Source organism: Pseudomonas sp. HP_14 (assembly GCF_055283875.1).
In genome coordinates, this window is the sequence record NZ_JBTOQI010000003.1 from 1 (window position 1) to 19,013 (window position 19,013).

Annotated in this window: 21 protein-coding genes; 12 read left to right on the forward strand and 9 right to left on the reverse strand. The window is 57.5% G+C overall.

What is annotated here, in order from left to right; all coding sequences use genetic code 11:
• Positions 1-287 precede the first annotated feature (287 nt).
• Together ACYASS_RS03155 and ACYASS_RS03160 are read right to left on the reverse strand one after the other, a co-directional pair.
• On the reverse strand, positions 288-878 hold the full coding sequence (locus ACYASS_RS03155) for an NADPH-dependent FMN reductase (protein WP_463585050.1): 591 nt from the start codon (positions 876-878) through the stop codon (positions 288-290).
• Between the two features lie 111 nt (positions 879-989).
• Positions 990-1,619, reverse strand: a complete 630-nt coding sequence (locus ACYASS_RS03160; protein WP_463585051.1) for a LysE family translocator — start codon at positions 1,617-1,619, stop codon at positions 990-992.
• Between the two features lie 99 nt (positions 1,620-1,718).
• Here ACYASS_RS03160 and pdxR point away from each other — a divergent pair, with 99 nt between their 5' ends.
• Positions 1,719-3,179: a MocR-like pyridoxine biosynthesis transcription factor PdxR gene (pdxR, locus tag ACYASS_RS03165; protein ID WP_463585052.1), complete on the forward strand. Its 1,461-nt coding sequence runs from the start codon at positions 1,719-1,721 to the stop codon at positions 3,177-3,179.
• Between the two features lie 141 nt (positions 3,180-3,320).
• Here the strand turns inward: pdxR and ACYASS_RS03170 are convergent, their stop codons facing one another.
• A complete protein-coding gene (locus ACYASS_RS03170) occupies positions 3,321-4,232 on the reverse strand; it encodes a LysR family transcriptional regulator (RefSeq protein WP_463585053.1) in 912 nt (303 codons plus the stop codon).
• Positions 4,233-4,510: 278 nt separating this feature from the next.
• On the opposite strand from ACYASS_RS03170, the gene ACYASS_RS03175 reads away from it, so the two are divergent.
• The 8 genes from ACYASS_RS03175 to ACYASS_RS03210 all read left to right on the forward strand — a co-directional run bounded on the left by ACYASS_RS03175 (position 4,511) and on the right by ACYASS_RS03210 (position 12,533).
• Positions 4,511-5,392 (forward strand): alpha/beta fold hydrolase, encoded by an 882-nt coding sequence (locus ACYASS_RS03175; protein WP_463585197.1) that lies wholly within the window; start codon positions 4,511-4,513, stop codon positions 5,390-5,392.
• Positions 5,393-5,615: 223 nt separating this feature from the next.
• Complete coding sequence (locus tag ACYASS_RS03180; RefSeq protein ID WP_463585054.1) at positions 5,616-6,533, forward strand: LysR family transcriptional regulator; 918 nt, start codon at positions 5,616-5,618, stop codon at positions 6,531-6,533.
• Positions 6,534-6,725: 192 nt separating this feature from the next.
• A complete protein-coding gene (locus ACYASS_RS03185; RefSeq protein WP_463585055.1) occupies positions 6,726-7,700 on the forward strand; it encodes a hydroxyacid dehydrogenase in 975 nt (324 codons plus the stop codon).
• A 13-nt stretch (positions 7,701-7,713) separates the two neighbouring features.
• Entirely contained in the window at positions 7,714-8,412 is a 699-nt protein-coding gene (locus ACYASS_RS03190; RefSeq protein ID WP_243246028.1) for an RraA family protein, read from the forward strand.
• Between the two features lie 110 nt (positions 8,413-8,522).
• Positions 8,523-9,809, forward strand: coding sequence for a CitMHS family transporter (locus tag ACYASS_RS03195; protein WP_463585056.1), 1,287 nt, complete (start codon positions 8,523-8,525; stop codon positions 9,807-9,809).
• A gap of 48 nt (positions 9,810-9,857) precedes the next feature.
• Positions 9,858-10,796, forward strand: coding sequence for a hydroxymethylglutaryl-CoA lyase (locus ACYASS_RS03200; protein ID WP_463585057.1), 939 nt, complete (start codon positions 9,858-9,860; stop codon positions 10,794-10,796).
• Between the two features lies 1 nt (position 10,797).
• Positions 10,798-11,994 (forward strand): CaiB/BaiF CoA transferase family protein, encoded by a 1,197-nt coding sequence (locus ACYASS_RS03205; protein ID WP_463585058.1) that lies wholly within the window; start codon positions 10,798-10,800, stop codon positions 11,992-11,994.
• A gap of 71 nt (positions 11,995-12,065) precedes the next feature.
• Positions 12,066-12,533: a GNAT family N-acetyltransferase gene (locus ACYASS_RS03210; RefSeq protein ID WP_463585059.1), complete on the forward strand. Its 468-nt coding sequence runs from the start codon at positions 12,066-12,068 to the stop codon at positions 12,531-12,533.
• Between the two features lie 61 nt (positions 12,534-12,594).
• Here ACYASS_RS03210 and ACYASS_RS03215 read toward each other — a convergent pair whose 3' ends face one another.
• From ACYASS_RS03215 to ACYASS_RS03230, 4 genes are read right to left on the reverse strand one after another with little or no spacing between them, the layout of a single operon-like run.
• A complete protein-coding gene (locus tag ACYASS_RS03215; protein WP_463585060.1) occupies positions 12,595-13,368 on the reverse strand; it encodes a carbon-nitrogen hydrolase family protein in 774 nt (257 codons plus the stop codon).
• A 24-nt stretch (positions 13,369-13,392) separates the two neighbouring features.
• The gene (locus tag ACYASS_RS03220; protein ID WP_463585061.1) at positions 13,393-13,827 is read right to left on the reverse strand and encodes a GFA family protein; all 435 of its coding nucleotides are present in this window, start codon (positions 13,825-13,827) and stop codon (positions 13,393-13,395) included.
• Between the two features lie 52 nt (positions 13,828-13,879).
• Positions 13,880-14,395, reverse strand: coding sequence for a P-loop nucleotide/nucleoside kinase family protein (locus ACYASS_RS03225; RefSeq protein WP_463585062.1), 516 nt, complete (start codon positions 14,393-14,395; stop codon positions 13,880-13,882).
• Between the two features lie 25 nt (positions 14,396-14,420).
• Positions 14,421-14,726 carry an NIPSNAP family protein gene (locus ACYASS_RS03230; protein WP_243246015.1) on the reverse strand — a complete coding sequence of 102 codons (306 nt, stop codon included), beginning with the start codon at positions 14,724-14,726 and terminating at the stop codon, positions 14,421-14,423.
• A gap of 179 nt (positions 14,727-14,905) precedes the next feature.
• Here ACYASS_RS03230 and ACYASS_RS03235 point away from each other — a divergent pair, with 179 nt between their 5' ends.
• Positions 14,906-15,538, forward strand: a complete 633-nt coding sequence (locus ACYASS_RS03235; protein ID WP_463585063.1) for a LysE family translocator — start codon at positions 14,906-14,908, stop codon at positions 15,536-15,538.
• 182 nt (positions 15,539-15,720) lie between these two features.
• Here ACYASS_RS03235 and ACYASS_RS03240 read toward each other — a convergent pair whose 3' ends face one another.
• Positions 15,721-15,984 (reverse strand): DUF2798 domain-containing protein, encoded by a 264-nt coding sequence (locus ACYASS_RS03240; RefSeq protein WP_243246012.1) that lies wholly within the window; start codon positions 15,982-15,984, stop codon positions 15,721-15,723.
• Between the two features lie 127 nt (positions 15,985-16,111).
• Between ACYASS_RS03240 and ACYASS_RS03245 the strand changes: the two genes are divergently transcribed.
• Together ACYASS_RS03245 and ACYASS_RS03250 are read left to right on the forward strand one after the other, a co-directional pair.
• On the forward strand, positions 16,112-17,020 hold the full coding sequence (locus ACYASS_RS03245; protein ID WP_463585198.1) for a LysR family transcriptional regulator: 909 nt from the start codon (positions 16,112-16,114) through the stop codon (positions 17,018-17,020).
• Between the two features lie 75 nt (positions 17,021-17,095).
• Positions 17,096-18,070: an alpha/beta hydrolase gene (locus tag ACYASS_RS03250; RefSeq protein WP_463585064.1), complete on the forward strand. Its 975-nt coding sequence runs from the start codon at positions 17,096-17,098 to the stop codon at positions 18,068-18,070.
• A 6-nt stretch (positions 18,071-18,076) separates the two neighbouring features.
• Here ACYASS_RS03250 and ACYASS_RS03255 read toward each other — a convergent pair whose 3' ends face one another.
• On the reverse strand, positions 18,077-18,943 hold the full coding sequence (locus tag ACYASS_RS03255; RefSeq protein ID WP_463585065.1) for an aldo/keto reductase family oxidoreductase: 867 nt from the start codon (positions 18,941-18,943) through the stop codon (positions 18,077-18,079).
• Positions 18,944-19,013: the final 70 nt, after the last annotated feature.

Below are 19,013 nucleotides of genomic sequence, written 5' to 3' on the forward strand. Positions count from 1 at the left end.
GGAGTGGAAAAAATCGCTCCCTTTAGGTGTGAGCTTGCTCGCTTTTCGGTCTGTGGGGCGACAATTTTATCGCCGGAACTGACGCAATCGCGAGCAAGCTCACTCCTACAGTAAAAAGTATTCCAAATCTTTTAAGTTGCATTTTTAATGGGAGCTGTCAAAAGCTGCGAAGCGGTCGAGGGGCACCCTCGTGTGCGGATTGCACCATCAGCTACCTGAGGAAAACGATAGCGAAGTTTAAGATCCACTGCGATTCAACCGCACGATCCCTCCCAAGAGGCGCACTTTCAATAAGGCGTCCCCTTGGCCCTCTGCCCCCTCAACGCCCGCGCATACCATTCGAACTCGTCGAGAAACCGGTTCATCTGTTTCAACGTGTGCGCCTCTGTAGGTTGACCGTTATCCGCCAAGGCGTCTGCGATGCGGGGGATTGAAAACAGGCTGGGGATACTCGGCATGCCCAACTCTCCCAGGATCATGCGCAGTTGCATCGCTGCTCGAACGCCGCCAAAACCTCCCGCTGAATAGCAGGTAATCGCCGAAGGTCGCCAGAAGTACTCCTCCAGAAAATGGTCGAGCAGGTTTTTCAGTGCCGGTGGGACGCCGTGGTTGTATTCGGCGCTGACGAGCAGAAATCCATCCGCGCGGCGATAGAGAGTGGCGAGTTGTTCCAGTTCTGCCGGCGCTTGGCCGGTTGGATATTCCTTGTACATGCGGTCCAGCAGAGGGAGGCGCGTCACCATGGGGTCGACGAGGACCGCCTCGTGGCCGCGCTCCTCAAGGGCGCCCAAGAGCAGGCGTGCGGCTTTGATGCCTTGACGGTCACTGCGCACGGAGCCCAGTAATAACGCGATGGTTAGCGGTTGAGTGTTGGTCATAGACAGGGCTCCAAGGGTAGCGTTACGAAACGGTCTTCGGGAAAAGGTCATTTGGGTTTCGTCTAGCCTAGTCGCTGGGGCGGGGTAACCGCAGACCGGTCACCTGGAGGCTCACTCAAAAGCCTCAACCCCCATCACCACCCCAAACGTCACCAGCACAATTCCGGTAACTCGTTTGCCCCAAACCGCCGCGCCCGGTCTGGCCAGCTTCTCCGCCATTTTCCTGGCCGTGAGTGCATACCCTCCCGACACCAGAAACTTGATCAGCACAAACAGCAATATCAGGCTGAGCAGTGCGGCGAGGTTGGCGTCCTGTGGGGTGCCGACAAACTGCGGTAACAGTGACGAGAAGAACAGAATCGCTTTTGGATTGCTGATGCCGACCACGAAGGATTTGCCCCACAGTGAACGCATGCTTTCGGCAGGCGCAGGCTGTGGGGTTTTGGCGCGTGAGCTTCTGCTTATTCGGAGTTGCTGGATACCTAGCCACACCAGATACGCAGCACCTGCAACTTTTACGGCCATGAACACGCCGGGGTTTGCTAGCAGTAGTGCATCGATACCCAGCAGCGAGCAACTGGCGAGTACGGAGATTGCCAGCAAATCGCCGGTCAGTATCCAGACCGCTCGGGCCGGGCCGTAGATGAGTGCGTTGTTGATCAGGAAGATCGTTGAAGGGCCTGGCGAGCCGACCTGAACGACGGCTATGAGGGCGAATAGAAAGTAGTCTGTGAGCGACATGGCGAACCCCGAGCTGAACTCGTGAAAGAGATGTCGCTACACTAGGGCGTAAGTGGCTCAGTCGGCAGGGCCATATAAGTGAATCTGGTATGGACCATTATGAGCAAAGGTAAAGTTACCCTCGCGATGGAGCTCCCATTGCCTGCTTACGGCGAGGCAGTCACCAAGCAGGAGCGAGCTTACCTGGCGATACGCGACGGGATATTGAGTGGCCTGCTGCAGGCGGCTGATCGTTTGCCGTCCACGCGTGATCTGTCACAACGCTGGGGCATCGCGCGGGGGACGCTGGAGAGCGTCTTCGAGCGTTTGCAGCTTGAGGGCTATATCGTCCGGCAGGTGGGGTCCGGCAGCCGCGTCAGTGCGGTCATTCCGGACAGCTACTTGAAGGCCGTCAGCGCTACGCGAATGGCGACGCCTGTTTCAGCCGCCATGACAAAGAAACCGGCAGGGCAGGTTCTGGAATATCGCGCACAGGTTGACGTGCCTTTCGTGGCGAGGCTGGCCAACCCTCGACTCCTCGAACCCGCACAATGGGCCGCGCATCTGCAACGGGCAATGGCCGCGATGCAGCCTAAGCAGATGTGCAGCGTCGAGCCGCAGGGAGCGCTGGTTTTGCGTGAGCAGATCGCGCGTTATCTGCGTAATCATCGAGGTATTGATTGTCAGCCTGACCAGTTGCTCATCACCAATGGCATTCGGCACGGCATCGATATGGTGGCGCGCTGCGTGCTGGCGGCTGGGGATCATGTTTGCGTGGAAGATCCCGGATACGCGGCAGTGCATCGGATTTTCGAGGAGGCAGGCGCGAGCCTGGTGTATGCGCCGATTGATCAGGAGGGCATTGATTTACGCGGCATACCCGATACCGCGAAAACACGACTGGCCTACGTGACGCCAGCCCATCAGTCGCCACTTGGGGTGATCATGTCCGCGACCCGGCGTATGGAGTTGCTGGACTGGGCGCAACGGCAAAACGCGTGGATCATCGAAGACGATTACGACAGTGAGTTCAACTATCAAAGCGCGCCGCTGCCAGCCCTGAAGTCCATCGATTCGATGCAGCGGGTGGTTTACTGCGGCAGTTTCAATCAGGCGTTGTTTTCCAATCTCAGGCTGGGTTATTTGCTGGCGCCGCCGGAGTTGCACAGCCGGATCCTGGCGCTGTGGCATACGGTGGGTCGTAGTGTCGGGGTGTCTGAGCAGTTGGGGTTGGCGGATTTCATGCGGGGTTCGGCCTTCTTGCGGCATCTGCGTCGCGCCCGTATGGAGTACCAGACGTTACGCGACATCGTGCTTGAAACCTTGAGGGCTGAAGCGCCGGGGCGTTATCGAATCAGTGGTGAGCATGCGGGGTTTCATCTGATTCTCTGGCTGGCACCCGATCAGGATGAGCACGCGTTGATCGAGCGCGCCGGGCAATTGGGCCTGGCGTTGCAGCCTCTTAGGCAATCGTGCCGTCAGATCAAGCTTGAACCTGCGTTTGTCCTGGGCTTTGCAGCGCTCACTCGGGCGCAGGCAAAACAAGCCGCGCGTGAGTTGGCGCGGTTGCTGAACGCATGAGACACGGGACCGGATTTATCCGGGAATAGGCCGATACATCCGCTGGATTTGCGTCGATAGGCATACCGCCTTCCCGAATGAGTTCGGTCCTACCGGTTCGGTGTTTGCGCAGGGCGTGATGCGGGAAGGGAGCCAGCTCTGTTAAGCCCCACCTTCTTCAAACCGCAGATCCTGGCGCAATGCCTCGACACAGAAGTCCACAAACGAGCGCACTTTGGACGAGCCGCGTCGCCCCTCCAGATACACCACGTGAACCGGCTCAGGTTCGATCTCGAATGCTTCCAGCACGCAGGCCAGTTTTCCGTCCCTCAGGTGCTCGCGTATCTGGTAATACGGCACTTGGGTCAGCCCCCAATCCTGCACAGCTGCGCCGATGGCAGCCTGGAATGATGTAAGGCTAAGCCTTGAGCCGACGTCCACTGAGTAGTCGTGGCCATCAACTCGAAATTGCCACTGAGGTGCTCGTTCTGATGCGGAGGTCGAGATGGTCGAGTGGTGGCGCAAGTCGTCCGGATGCTGTGGCGTGCCATGTTCAGCAAGGTAGGCGGGGGAGGCGCAAACCATGCGCCGCACGCTGCCCACGGGAATTGCCGTCAACGAGGAATCGGGCAGGGGGCCGATGCGCACGGCGACATCAACCCCTTCATCCAGCATCGACACCACCCGATCAACCAGAATCGCGCGAACTTCTATTGCCGGATATCGGCTGAGAAAACGCGTTAGAACCGGTGTGACATGCAGCGCGCCAAACATTTGAGGTGCGGTAACGGTCAGCAAGCCGCCAGGCAGTGCGTGCAAACCGCCCGCTGCGTTTTCCGCTTCATCAAGGTCGGCCAGCAAACGATGGCAGTCAACGGCAAAGCGTTGCCCGGCTTCAGTGAGACGCATGTTGCGAGTGTTGCGCACCACCAGCAACACCCCCAGACGACTCTCCAGGCTGGCGACTGCCCGGGTCACCGTAGCGGTGGACAGCCCAAAGTGTCGCGCGACTCCGGCGAAGCTGGTCTGGTCGGCCAGGGCGGCGAACACTGTCATTTCCTGAATTCGGTCCATGTCCTGCCTGCAGCGTAGCGAGTGTGACGGGAATGCTACCAGCATTGCAGAAATAGAAATGGTGAATTGAGTTTTACGGTGATTCTGTGCATTTGGCGCAAGGAATAGCATTGATCTCAATTCATTCAAAACAGGGTCTTGTCATGAACCATTACGATCCAGCGTTCGGCATCAGTCGGCGTAAAGTTTTGCAGGCATCTGCGGTAGGCGCAGCGTCTGCTATCGGCGCATCTCTTGTGAGTGCGGCCAGCAAAGGACCAACAACAGGGGAAAGCACTATGCCGCTCGACGATAACTTCCGTGTCACGTTTCACACGCAGAAAGTCGGTGATGTAGAGGTCTTCTATCGCGCTGCAGGCCGCGAAGACGCGCCGGTGCTCCTGCTGCTGCACGGCTTCCCGAGCGCCAGCCACATGTTCCGCGACCTCATGCCATTGCTGGCAAACCAGTACCGCCTCATCGCACCGGATTTACCGGGTTTCGGAAACACCAAAGCGCCGCCGCGAGGGCAATTCGATTACAGCTTCGAAAACCTCTACAGGGTGATCGAAGGCTTTACCGAGGCCTTGGGGCTGAAGAAATATGCGCTGTACATCTTCGATTACGGTGCGCCAACCGGCTTGCGTCTTGCCGCTGCGAACCCGGAAAAAGTGACGGCAATCATCAGCCAGAACGGCAATGCTTATCTGGAGGGTTTCAGCGATCAATGGGGCCCGTGGCAAGCCTACTGGCGTGATCCCTCGGCCGCCAACCGCGAGGCCTGCCGCCCTTCGTTGTCGCCGGAAACGATTCGTGACTGGCAGTACGGGACAGGATCTGATCCGCAGAAGCTGTCACCAGACGGCTACAACCTCGACATCCTGTACATGGCGCGGCCGGGCGCGGAAGACATTCAGCTGGACCTGATTCTCGACTACCGCACCAACGTAGCGGCATACCCGGCGTTTCAGGCGTACTTTCGCAAGCACCAACCGCCGCTGCTGGCCGTGTGGGGCAAGCACGACCCTGCGTTTATCCCGCCGGGTGCTGAGGCTTATCGTAAAGATATCCCGACAGCTGAAGTGCATCTGCTGGACGCGGGCCACTTCGCACTGGAAACCCATACGGTGGAAGTTGCTGAGTACATCCGCGAATTTCTTTCAAGGAAACTGAGCAAGTAAGCAGTCCGCGTATCTGAAAAGCGTCCGCGCAACAGGCCTCTCCTGGTCGAGCGGACGCACACTCAGACTGACCGCAAGAAAACCCTCGATCTCTTGGCAGTAAAGCCCCGCCATGGATTTTCCTCTCGTATCGCGGCGATACACCGGCCATCATGCAGCGCTCGTTACCCGGTTCACGCAATCCGGATAGCGCAGAGACCTAACGCCATGTGGATGTGTATTGATGGATTTACGCGACCTCTACTATTTCGAAACCATCGCTGATCTGGGCAACCTGGGGCGCGCGGGTGAAAGGCTGCATCGCACCCAGCCTGCGCTTTCAAAAAGCATTCAGCGACTGGAAGAGACCCTCGGCACTGCGTTGTTTTTTCGTGAGGGGCGGCGCATGCGGCTTACTCCAGCGGGTGAACTGCTGCTGATGCGTGCCCGGCTTCTGCGTCAGGGCGTGCAGGAAACCCGTCGGGAAATTCAGGACTTTGCCAAAGGTACGGTGGGCAATGTACGCCTCGGTTGCGGCCCGACGGCTGCGGAATATTTGTTGCCGAGCCTGGTGTCGCTCTTACTGGACACTGCCCCGGATCTGACGCTGGAACTTGTCACCGGTCAGAACGACATGTTGCTTAATTCGTTGCGAACCGGGCAGCTGGATCTGCTGATCTGTCCATTGTCGGCGGTGGATGTGGCCCAGTTCGAAACCTTCGCGCTGCTGCAGGATGAAGTCGTGGTGGTTGCCAGCGCCGACCATGCCTTGTTCGAGCGCCCGATTGTCATGGCGGATCTGTGCGAATGGCGCTGGGTGCTGGCGGCGCCAACGGTGGCCACACGGCGCTGGCTGGACAATACGTTTTTCAATCACCAACTGGACACGCCGCAGATTCAGATCCAGACCAACTCCATCAACATGATGCCGCGGCTGATTGCTCACACCCCTCTGCTGAGTTTCATTTCCAGGCATAACCTCGGCGTGGGCAAAATTGGCGCGCATTTGCGCGAGGTACCGCTGGCAGAAACCACCATGAAGCGCAGCTTCGGCCTGGTGATGCGCCGCGAGGCTTATGTCTCGCCACCCACCGCTTACGTCGTCGATCTGCTCAAGCGCGAAGGCACGGCATTGTTCACCGATCATTCCGATCTGACCTGAGCCTTTTATCCGAGTGTTACCCATTACCCCAGCGAGGGTGAGTCGTGGGTAATTACATCAATTAAATTCATAGTTGAATAAAAAAGCGGAAATAGATTTATACGAAGAATAGGTTAACCATGGATGCCATAACGGTGGATGTCGCCTGACGATGTCTGAACCGATGCCAATAATGAAAACAAGGCGTCCTCCATGACCTACACCATTCTTGTCACCGCTGAGCGTCTGGCTCCAGCCGGACTGAACATCCTCATGCAACGCGGCTGTCGAGTGCTGTTTGTCAGCGCAGGGCAGGAAGTTGCTGACATCGAACGGCTGATGGCTAGCGAACCGATTGATGCAGTGATCTCGCGGACTTTCGACCTCAGTGAACAGGCGATCGGCGCATGCCCGACCCTGAAAGTCATTTCCAAACACGGCGTTGGCGTCAGCAATATCGATGTTGCTGCGGCGACAGCCCGTGGCGTTCCGGTCTATGTCACGCCCGGTGCCAACGCGCAATCGGTGTGTGAGATGACCCTGGCCCTGATGTTCGCTGCGGCGCGCAAAGTCAGCTGGATGGACAGCGAGATCCGCGCCGGTCGCTGGTCCCGTGCGCAGAATGGTCTGGAGCTGAGAGGGCGTACGCTGGGCCTGGTCGGTTTTGGTCAAGTGGCGCGCAAAGTCGCGACGGTGTGCCAGGCGCTCGGTATGCCGGTGCGGGTTTACGATCCGTTTCTTAAAGCCGACAGCGACCTGCTGGGCGCTGTGGCCGTCGACTCATTGGCAGCGTTGCTCAGCGAAAGTCATGTGTTGAGCCTGCATGTGCCGCTCACTGCACAAACCCGCAACCTCATTGGCGCTGCCGAACTGGCAATGCTTCCCGAAGGCGCGCTGTTGATCAATACCGCGCGCGGCGAGGTGGTCGACGAAGCCGCTCTGGTCCAGGCACTGCGCAGCGGCCAGTTGTACGCGGCAGGTCTGGACACCATGGCCATCGAACCTTTGCCGTCCAGCAGCCCTTTATTGGATCTGGGCAACGTTGTGCTGACCCCTCATGTCGGCGGTTCTACCCCGGCGGCACTGGCCGCAATGGCTCGGGATGCTGCGAACAACGTACTGGATTTCCTCGACGGCAAGCCTGTGCCTCGTACGTCGTGCGTCAACGCTGACCTGCTTCCCCTTTGACCGGAGATTTACCATGACCGCTTCTGCTCTCAATGACTGGCCAACCGGCTACCGCATCAATCCGCGTAACGGCAACCTTGGCGCTGACCTGATCGAGGCGTTCCGCAGCGTCCCGGTGGCAGTTGCGGGGGATTGTCTGGGGCGCGGCATCGGCGCCAGAGGCCTGCACGTTTATCACGGCGATCTGTCGCTCAAGTTGTGTGGCCCGGCGTTCACGCTGCGCGTGCGTCCCGGTGACAACCTGATGGTGCACAAGGCTTTGATGATGGTTCAACCCGGCGATGTGCTGGTCATTGATGGCGCGGGTGACGTGAGCCAGGCGGTGATCGGTGGTCTTGTCCGTACCACGGCATTGCGGGTCAGGCTTGGCGGCATTGTCATCGACGGCGCGGTTCGTGATCTCGAAGAACTGGCCGAAGGCATCCTGCCGGTGTTCGCGGCGGGCCACACGCACCGCGGCCCGAGCAAGGACGGCCCCGGCGAAATCAATGTGCCGATAGCCTGCGCAGGGCTCTGCGTCATGCCCGGCGATTTGATGCTGGGCGATGCTGACGGCGTACTCGCAGTGCCGCAGGCAGATGTCGCGGCACTGCTGCCCAAAGCCATCGCCCACCTTGAGCGCGAGGCCGCGATCCGCGAAACCAATCGGCTCGGCACTGCCGACCCGGAACGCTTCGACGCACTGCTGCGTGCCAAAGGTCTGCCGGTCTGAGCACCTTGCACTGACTCTCGTAAACCACTGCACGGGCTATCCATGCCGGTAGCTGGCGCTTCGCATTTGTAAAAAGTCACCCAGATAAAACTAAAAAAAAGAGGGAACCCATGCTGACGATCCTCAGCTATACGATGATCACTTGCTTCATGTATCTGGTCATGAGCCGCCGTCTCTCGCCGTTGGTGGCGTTGATGCTGGTGCCCGTGGTGTTTGCCTGTATCGGTGGTTTCGCCGCAGGGCTTGGCCCGATGATGATCGACGGCGTGAAGATGCTCGCACCGACCGGGATCATGCTGACCTTTGCGATCCTGTACTTTTCGATGATGACCGATGCCGGGCTGTTCAACCCGCTGGTCAAAATGATCCTGAAAGTGGTCAAGGGCGATCCGCAGAAGATCGTGATTGGCAGCGCCATTCTCGGTATCTGCGTTGGCCTGGATGGCGACGGTGCGACGACCTACATCATCACCACTGCCGCGCTGCTACCGCTGTACCGGCGCACAGGGATTCGCCTGCAAGTCATGGCGACGGTGTTGTTGCTCAGCAATGGCGTGATGAACATGCTGCCCTGGGCCGGGCCGTTTTCTCGTGCCGCCAGCGCCATGCACGTGGACGTTGCCGACCTGTTCATGGAAATGCTGCCGATGATGCTCGCCGCCCTGGTGTGGGTGGTGTTTGTTGCGTTTCTGCTGGGCCGCATGGAGAAGCGTCGTCTGGGCGTGATCGAGTTACGCGAAGGCGAGGGCATGGATCACTTCAAGGAGTCGGCACCGGGCGACTGGCGCTTTGCGTTTAACGCCGTGCTGACGACTGCTCTGATCACGTGCATGGTCATGAGTGTATTGCCGCTGCCGATTCTGTTCATGCTCGCGTTCGGCATTGGCGCAGTCGTCAATTTTCCAAAAATCGAAGACCAGAAGGCCCTTGTCTCACGCCATGCGGGCAACGTGATGCTGGTCTCCCTGCTGATTTTTGCCGCCGGTATTTTCGTCGGCATCATGACCGGTACCGGCATGATCAAGGCTATTTCCGAAAGTCTGATTTATGTCATTCCGCAATGGGCGGGGCAGTACATGTCATTGATCACCGCGCTGATCAGCATGCCTGGCACTTATGTACTGACTAACGACGCATTCTACTTCGGCATCCTGCCAATCCTTGCCGACACCGCCAGCCATTACGGCATCGGACCTATGGAAATGGCCGTCGCTGGACTTATCGGTCAACCGGTTCATGTGCTGAGTCCGCTGGTGGCATCGACGTATCTGCTGTGCGGCTTGCTGGATGTCGACTATGCGAACAACCAGCGCATTTCTTTCAAATGGTCGGTGGGCACGGTCGGCGTGATGTTTGTGATGTCGCTGCTGATCGGCGCGCTTTCCATCCTTCATTAAGTCACGGCCGCTGGCTCAGTGTCGGCGGTCTGCACCCGAGGTCACTTCATGCACAACAATCACGACATAGATATTTTGATCAGTGAGGTCGGCCCCCGCGACGGGCTGCAAAGCGTCAAGGCGAGCATGCCTACCGCGCTCAAAATCGAATGGCTCACGGCACTCTCAGCGTCCGGTTTGCGTGAGATCGAGATCGGTTCGTTCGTTTCGCCGAAACTGCTTCCACAAATGGCTGATGCGGCACAACTGGTCGCTCATGCGCGAACCTTGCCCGGGCTGTTTGTCACCGCTCTGGTGCCCAATCTCAAAGGCGCGCAGGCAGCGTTCGATTCCGGGGTGCAAAAGATCACCCTGCCGATTTCGGTCAGCGAACCGCACTCGTTGGCAAACATCCGCAAGACGCATGCGCAGGTGATTGAAGAAGTCCGCTCTGTCGTCGCGTTACGTGATCAACAGTACCCGCACATCCAGATTGAGGCGGGGCTCTCCACCGTATTCGGCTGCACGCTGCAAGGTGTTGTGCCAGCCGATGACGTCATTCGGATGGCCCTCACCATGGCCGGTCTCGGGGTCGATGAGGTGGGGCTGGCCGATACGGTGGGCTATGCCAATCCGGCTCAGGTACGTCAATTGTTCACCCGGTTGCGTCATGAGCTGGGGCCTGTCGCGGGCAGTGCCCACTTTCATAACACCCGGGGGCAGGGGCTGGCGAATGTCGTGGCCGCGCTGGATGTCGGCGTGACCACGATTGACGCTTCTCAGGGTGGGTTGGGCGGCTGTCCCTATGCACCCGGCGCTTCGGGAAACATCGTCACTGAAGACCTGGTTTACCTGCTGGAATCCATGGGCCTGCGCACTGGCGTTGATATTGATCGTCTGGTCGCCGCGCGCGAATGGCTGCACAAGGGCCTGCCGGGGGAGCCGCTTTATGGATTCATCCCTGATGCCGGTGTGGGCAAGAATTTTCGTTACGCAAAGGACCAATGACATGCAGTCGACTGATGAAAAGGCGCTGCCACTGGCAGGCATCCGTGTGATCGAGTTTGTGCACATGGTCATGGGGCCGACCTGCGGTTTGGTACTGGCTGACCTCGGTGCAGAGGTGATCAAGGTTGAACCGGCCCCTGCTGGCGACAACACCCGCCGCTTGCGAGGTTCCGGCGCAGGCTACTGGATGACCTATAACCGCAATAAAAAAAGCTTTGCCGTCGACATGAAAACCGAAGAGGGGATGTTGGCCGTCCGCAAGCTCATCGCCAGTGCCGATGTGGTCACCGAAAACTTTCGACCCGGTGCCATGGAAAAACTGGCGCTGGGTTATGAGCAGGTCAAGGCGATCAAGCCTTCCATCATCTATAGCTCGATGAAAGGTTTTTTGCCCGGCCCTTACGATCAACGCACAGCGCTGGATGAAGTGGTGCAGATGATGACCGGCCTTGCTTACATGACTGGCCCGGTGGGGCGGCCTTTGCGGGCGGGCGCCTCGGTAAATGATGTGATGGGTGGCATGTTCAGCGCTATTTCAATCCTGGCCGCGTTGCATCAGCGTAACGCTACCGGCCTGGGCCAGTTTGTGCAGACCGGCCTGTTTGAAAACTCGGCCTTCCTCGTGGCGCAGCACATGATGCAAAAAGTCGTCACGGGCAAGGCCGCCGCGCCGATGCCCAACCGGGTCTCGGCCTGGGCGATCTACGATGTATTCACCACCGCCGACGATGAACAGGTTTTCCTCGGGGTCGTCAGCGACGGCCAATGGCAAAGTTTCTGCAAGGCCTTCGGTTTCAACGAGTGGGCCGTAGACCCTACGCTGGCCCTGAATAACCAGCGGGTGCAGGCGCGCGACGACCTTCTGCCGCAGGTGAGTCAGTGCCTGGGCGGCATGAGTAAGGTAGAAGTGATGGAGCGCTGCGAAGCCGCAGGCCTTCCGTTCTCGCCGATCCAGCGTCCAGAGGATCTGTTTGAGGATAGGCACCTGAATGAGTCGGGCGGCATGGCGGCGCTGACGGCCGACGACGGCACCGCTGTAAAAGTGCCGATGTTGCCGTTCGAAATGAATGGCCAGCGTTTCGGCACGCGCCTTAACGTGCCTGAACTTGGCAGCCATTCGACTGAGCTGCTGAGCCAGTTGGGGTATAGCGAGGAGGAGATTCGGGTGTTAGAGCAGGCAGGAGTGGTTAAAAGTTAGTGGCGTGATTCGTGGTCATACTTACAATCCCTGCTTACTGAATCCACCATGGTTCTCAGAGTAGAGGAAGTATGCCCAATACATCTTGCTTCAATTCTCACGTGACATTGGCCCCGACCCAACAAACCGACCTCGACGACCTGGTCGCCATCCGGATTGAAGCGATGCGCGAAAGTCTGGAGCGGGTAGGGCGCTTTGATCCGGTGCGTGCTCGCGAGCGCTTTGTCAGTGGTTTCGATGCGCGTAATACACGCTATATCGAAGTGTCTGGAGAGCGGGTTGGTTTTGTCGTGGTCAAGCGGCACGAGCATGAGTGGGTGCTTGATCACTTTTATCTGAAACTGAGCGCGCAGGGCTCGGGCATAGGCTCAGCGGTGCTGTCGGTGATCTTCAAAGAGGCAGATGCCGCCGGGCTTCCGATTAAAGTCGGCGCGCTTAAAGAGAGCGCGTCGAATCGGTTTTACCTGCGCCATGGTTTTCAGTGTTTAGAGAGTGGCGAGTTTGATCATTACTATGTTCGTCAGAGTGTTCCTGCCTGAGCGTTTTCCATACAGCATGGACAGTTGCCCGTAAAAATTAACGGTACTGTTGGCACATTTTTTATACACGCGAAGGGGCAATGCACTCGACCGGGGTTTCGAAACCTTGCCAGCCATGGGGGTGTCTGGAAACCACCAGCAAGCAATTTCCCACACCGGCCGTGGAAGCAACGCATGTGCCTTGCTCATTCCAAAACGCGCTTCGCCCAGCCGCTGTCCATCCACCTGTAGGCCCGCCATGGTTGGCCATGAGCACGGCCATGCCATGACGTCGCGCATAACTTTGCAACAGTGAGCTGTCTTTTGGGTAACCTGCTTCACCAATAAGCACGCTTGAGGCATAAACCTGCGCGCCTTGTTTGGCGGCTGCCGATGGATGTTCCGGATGGCTGAAGTCGGCGCACACCGAAAGCGCGACGGGTAAGCCAGAGATGCTTATCAAGTCGCCCCCGTTGCCGGCACTGAAATACTGTTCTTCGCCAGAGTGTAAATGCTGTTTGGTGTAGACCCCGACCGAGCCATCGCAGTGGAGTATGACGGCCGCGATTAACGGTTTTTTGAGGCTTGGCAGACGCAGCGGTAAACCTACTATGGCGGTCATGGTGATATCGCGTGCGAGTTGTCGCAAGGGCAACAGCAGTGGGCTATCCAGATCTTGCGCCAGAGTTTCAGCCAGAGTGGGTTCATATCCCGTAAGCGATAATTCGGGAAAGACTAGAAGATCCACCCCGTGTTCATTTGCTTGCCGCATGAACTCCATGTGGAGGTTCAGATTGGCACTGATATCGCCCGCAAGAATGGTGCATTGGGCTGCGGCTAAAACAGGTGGCGACATGAAGACCTCCCATAAAGAATGCTATCAGCAGCCAACTCGCAAAGCCGCAAGCAGTGACGCTAAAGATTCGGTAGCTCCGTCAAACGTGTTGTCCGACTTCACCGTGTCCCACTGCATTGCGTCGCTCAGGCAGTAGTCGCCAACGCATTCCATGGCGTGAGCTTGCGATTCCAGAAGACCCAAGGGAATCCATATGTACGGCGAGCCACGCAAGGCATTCGGTACTGTCGAACCGCACTGTTTGCAGAAGTCATTTCTGTAACCGCTGGGTTTAACCCAAGAGCTGATTTCTGACTGTCCCGCTTCCCACTGGAAAGTGGATTGCGGAACAATGGTCGCGCAGTTGTAACCCGTGCCTGTTTGTTTACGGCAGAGAGAACAGTGGCATCGGTAGAAATACAGCGGCTCTGTTTTGAGGGTAAAAACCACGCTTGCACAGAGGCATTGTCCTGTCAGCATGTATACGTTCCTTATTGAGAGGCTCTGGGCTGATTGGCTGTAGTCAGTTGCTTTAGCGACCACTAAACCCTGACAGAAATCGCTCGGTGATTATCGTGACGGCCTCGGTCGAAGACATTAGCGCTGTGTCGACAGTAAGCAGCGTCTCATCCCACGCTTCATATTCGTGGTCCAGCACCGACTGCCAACCGGGCGGAGTCAGGCCCGGAATATCACTTTTCCTGCTTTCAACCCGGCGCTGGTGTTCCTGTTTGTCGGAGCACACCACCTGAATATTCACCAACTGAGCGCCAACGCTTGTGGCAATGTCTCTCCAGGCGTTTCGGCTTTCCAGCACCGGGTTAACGCAATCAACGATGACTGATTGGCCAAGTTGAAGGTTGCCCAGCGCAAGCTCATTCGCGACCCGGTAGCCGACAGTCCCGATATCTTGGGCAAGCTCGCCGGAGTTACGGATAGCCTGTTCAATTGAATCAATACGCAGATATACCGCCTGTGTTCGGCGAACGAGTTCACGTGCGATCGTCGTTTTACCTGTGCCGGGAAGGCCGCTGAAGACAATGAGCATTCGAGGTTCGCCGTGGGTGGACATATCAATCAAGCACGGGGCGCATAAAACTGCGCTCGTAGCTGACAATGAATTTCTTCTCGACTGCCTGTGCCACCGCTTCGATGCATTCAGCATCGGTTTCGGCTTCTTTGCGATAGCGCTCATAGTCCGCAAGGCTTTGGAAGCTGAACAGGCAATAGGCGATGTTGTTTGCGCCTTCGGCAGGCAGGAAATAGCCATGGTGCAAACCGCCCATGCGCGTCACCAGGCGGATCCATAAGCGGGAATAGATTTCAAAGGCAGGGATTTGGTACGGGTCGATCAGATACTTCACATGGCAGGTAATCATTACGAGCTGTCCTTGTTCGAGAGGCACAGAGGTTACCAATTAAGTATCGATGTGAATATTGCTGCACTGTGTATGACGTTTTGTTCCTGAATCTGTATCTAACGCCTTTCGTTCCTGCACTTTACTCTTGCCTCCGAGAACCGGCCCAGCCGAATGCCAGTGATTCCAGGAGCTATACCATGCCCGAACTGTCCAGCCTGTTGGCCTATGGTCTGATTTCACTCGGGATGGTACTGACCCCCGGGCCGAATATGATTTACCTGATCTCACGCTCAATCTGTCAGGGGCGTACGGCCGGGTTGATTTCACTGGGCGGCGTTGCACTGGGTTTCGTTGTTTATATGGTGTTGGCGGCCCTGGGTATAACTGCTTTGGTCATGGCGGTGCCTTATGCGTATGACGCATTGCGAGTGGGCGGCGCGTTGTATCTGGCGTATCTGGCGTGGCAGGCGGTCAAGCCGGGTGGCCGCTCGCCGTTTCAAGTCAAAGACCTGCCAAAAGACAGCCCGCGCAAGCTGTTCATGATGGGCTTCGTCACCAACCTGCTGAACCCCAAAGTGGCAGTCATGTATTTATCGCTACTGCCCCAGTTCATTGACCCCGGGCATGGCAGCGTTCTGCTGCAATCGTTGGTGCTGGGCTTTACGCAAATTGTCATCAGCGTGAGCGTTAACGCGATGATTGCGATTATGGCGGGTTCAATTGCGGCGCTTTTCGTGGGCAGGCCGTTCTGGCAGGTCGTACAGCGCTGGTTGATGGGCACGGTACTCATGGGGCTGGCGGTGCGGATGGTCATTGAAGGTCGGCGATAACACGTGGACGTGCGGTCCCTCGACATTGCGGGATCGCAGCCTGACCGCGTCATCGTTCATCGCGAGCAAGCTCGGCTCCCACAGGTGTGGCATGCGCTCCGTAAGTTGGACATCCGCCCAATCTCCCACAGGTGAGCGGTTGCAAGTGGATCTCGCGTCGTCACCGTATGCCGCGTGCCTCTTCAATGCCCGTGTACGGTCCACGCCACCAGCCGGGCGACCATCGGGCGTACCACGAGCACGCAGATGAACGCAGATGGCATCGCCACTCGATACGCATTCATCACATTACTCATGTAATGCCCATCAAAACCAAATTCAGCCAGGGTAATCACCAGGCACATGAGAAACGCCATGATGGTCGCCATGTAGAGTGCAAACACATAAGGCGTGGCGCGTTTTGGGAAGCGTAGGCGTAAGGTGTTCTGGGTACTTCCGGCAGTCATCGGTTAACCTCGTCAAGAGTGGGTTTCGCAGGAGCCGCTAACCTAACAAGCTGCTGCATGTGCCGGTAGCCGCGTAATGCTTGAATCACTGTTAAGTAAAATCAACGAATGGAGCGCTGGGAGTTCGATGGATATTCTGGGGTTGATCAATACGTTCATTCGCGTCGTTGAGGTTGGCAGCATTGCCGCAGCGGCCAGAGCCCAGGGTATGAGTGCGGCAGCGGTGAGCCAGAGCATTACCCGGCTGGAAAAGCATTTGGGCACGCAGTTGCTTTCTCGCACCACACGCAGGATGGCGCTGACTGAAAGCGGTACGCGGTACTACGAAAAAGTGCGCCACATACCACGCGATATCGAACTGGCTTCTCAGGCTGCCGCCGTCGCTACCGAACCTCAGGGGCCGCTGCGGATTGCGACGACGGCAGCGTTTGGTCGGCATGTGCTGGCGCCACTCATGCCTGCGTTCAAGGCGGCGTACCCGCGCATCAGCGTCGAGCTGATCAGTGCTGATCGGCGTGTCGATCATCGTCTGGAAGGTGTAGACGTCAGCATTCGTATTGAGGCGCAATTGAACGATCAGTTGGTCGTGCGACGTATCACGTCACTCCCATTCGTGTTCTGCGCATCGCCTGCCTACCTCGACCGGGCGGGCGTGCCCGCCACCCCGGAAGAACTGAAAGAGCACGCCTGCCTGGTGTTTCGCTACCCCACTGACGGACGTTTTCTGCCGTGGAATTTCATACGGAGCGGCAAACGTTTCGAGGCGAAGGTCAATCCGGTTTTTGTTTGTGATGACATCGACATGCTTACCCAGATTGCCCTGAACAGCGGTGGCATAGCCCGCCTGGCAAGCTTCATTGCGCAACCGCTGATCGACAGCAGGCGCTTGCTGCCCTTGTTCGAATCAGGCAATCGTAGCGATGCCTTTGCAGAGTCTGAACCGATGGATATTTACGCCTGTGTCACGGAACGGTCGGCATTGAATGCGAAGGTACGAGCGTTCATCGAGTTTCTTGAGAGTGCGCTGCACTCGTAACAGATCCGGCGTTCTATTGAATGATCCGCAGGATGGTTTAAACCGAAACTTATTATGTTGGCGAGGGGCAAAATTTTGGATATCCACGAGCTTGAGCCTTTTAGCGAGCATGAAGTCGCAGAAATGCAGCGTTTCAACAAAAAGCTCGGCTGGTTGCCGCGTTTTCGAATCCGCAACCGCCTGACGCCCCGGGTTATTCAGACACTGCTGCGCGCAGGGCAAATCGGCGGCGCAAACAAGCTGGCCAAACAGGGGCTGCTGGCTGAAAAGCGTTTGGTTGGTGTCGACGGTTTATCGGTACCCGTACGGATCTTGCGGCCCAAAGGTAAAGCCCGAGGCGTGGTGTTTGATATCCATGGTGGAGGGTGGGTGATCGGCAATGCGCAGATGAATGACGACCTCAACGTGGCCATGGTCAATGCGTGTGATGTGGTGGTGGTTTCGGTGGACTACCGACTCGCCGTGTCGACGCCTGTTGAAGGCCTGATGGAGGACTGTCTTTCGGCGGCGCGCTGGTTATTGAGCGGTGCCTGCAAAGAGTTTGCGGATTTGCCTGTGATCATTGTCGGTGAATCGGCGGGTGGGCATCTCGCAGCCGCGACGCTTTTACGGCTCAAGGCCTGGCCCGATTTACTTCGCCGGGTGAGCGGGGCGGTCCTTTACTACGGCGTTTATGACTTGAGCGGCACGGCCAGCGTACGCGCCGCCGGGCCAGAAACGCTGGTCCTGGACGGTCCCGGTATGGTCGAAGCACTGCGCCTGCTTACACCCGGTCTGAGCGACGAGGAGCGCCGCGTGCCGCCATTGTCGCCCTTGTATGGCGACCTTGAAGGTTTACCTCCAGCGCTGATGTTCGCCGGTGAGCTGGACCCGCTTCTGGACGACACCGTGGAGATGGCGGAGCGATGGACGAAGTCTGCGGACGTTGAGTTGCAGAGAGTGCCTGCTTGCGCACATGGCTTCATCCATTTCCCCACCGCAATGACGTGGCGGGTTCTCGCCTACAGCCATGAGTGGATCAGCAGGCGGATCGAGTCGGTGAATGATTGATGTTGCTCAACCTGCGATTGCATTCAGTTCAGCCATAACCTCATCCGATAGGTCCAGTTCGCTCACTGTGAGGTTTTCAAGCAGGTGAGTCACCGAGGAGGTGCCGGGGATCAGCAGAATGTTGGATGACCGACGTAGCAGCCATGCCAGCGCCAACTGCTTTGGCGTCACGTCCAGTCGCTGTGCAATCGTCGACAGTGCAGACGACTGAATCGGTGTGAATCCACCCAACGGGAAAAACGGCACGTAGGCGATGCCGTCACGGGCCAACTCGTCGATCATAGCGTTGTCGTGCTGCTGGGCAATGTTGTAGAGATTTTGTACGCAAACGAACTTGACCAGCTTTCGCGCCTCGGCGACTTGCGTCGGTGTGACGTTGCTGATGCCGATGTGGCGAATCAGCCCCTGCTGCTGCAGTTCTGCAACTGCGGTCAATTGTTCTTCGATCGACCCTTCAGCTGTTCCCATTGCATTGAACATGATCCGCACGTTCACAACATCCAGCACGTTCAGGCCAAGATTGCGCAAGTTGTCATGCACCGCCTGCGTCAGCTCTTGCTTTGAGGAGGCTGGAAGCCAGGCACCGTCGGTTCCACGACGGCCGCCGATTTTGGTGACGATGGTGAGGTCGTCTCGATACGGATGCAGTGCCTCGCGAATGATCTGGTTGGTGATGTGCGGCCCGTAAAAGTCGCTGGTGTCGATGTGGTTTACGCCAGAGTCGACAGCCTCACGCAAGACTGCCAACGCGGCTTGACGATCCTTTGGCGGACCAAATACGCCGGGGCCAGCCAACTGCATCGCGCCGTAACCGATTCGCTTCACTTGGCGGTCGCCGAGATTGAACGTGTCGCTTTTGTTTAACACCGTCATATCTATCGCTCTTGCTTCGTTGAGGAAAAAACTATGATATGAAGGAACCTTCAGGTTTTGAATTCGCATT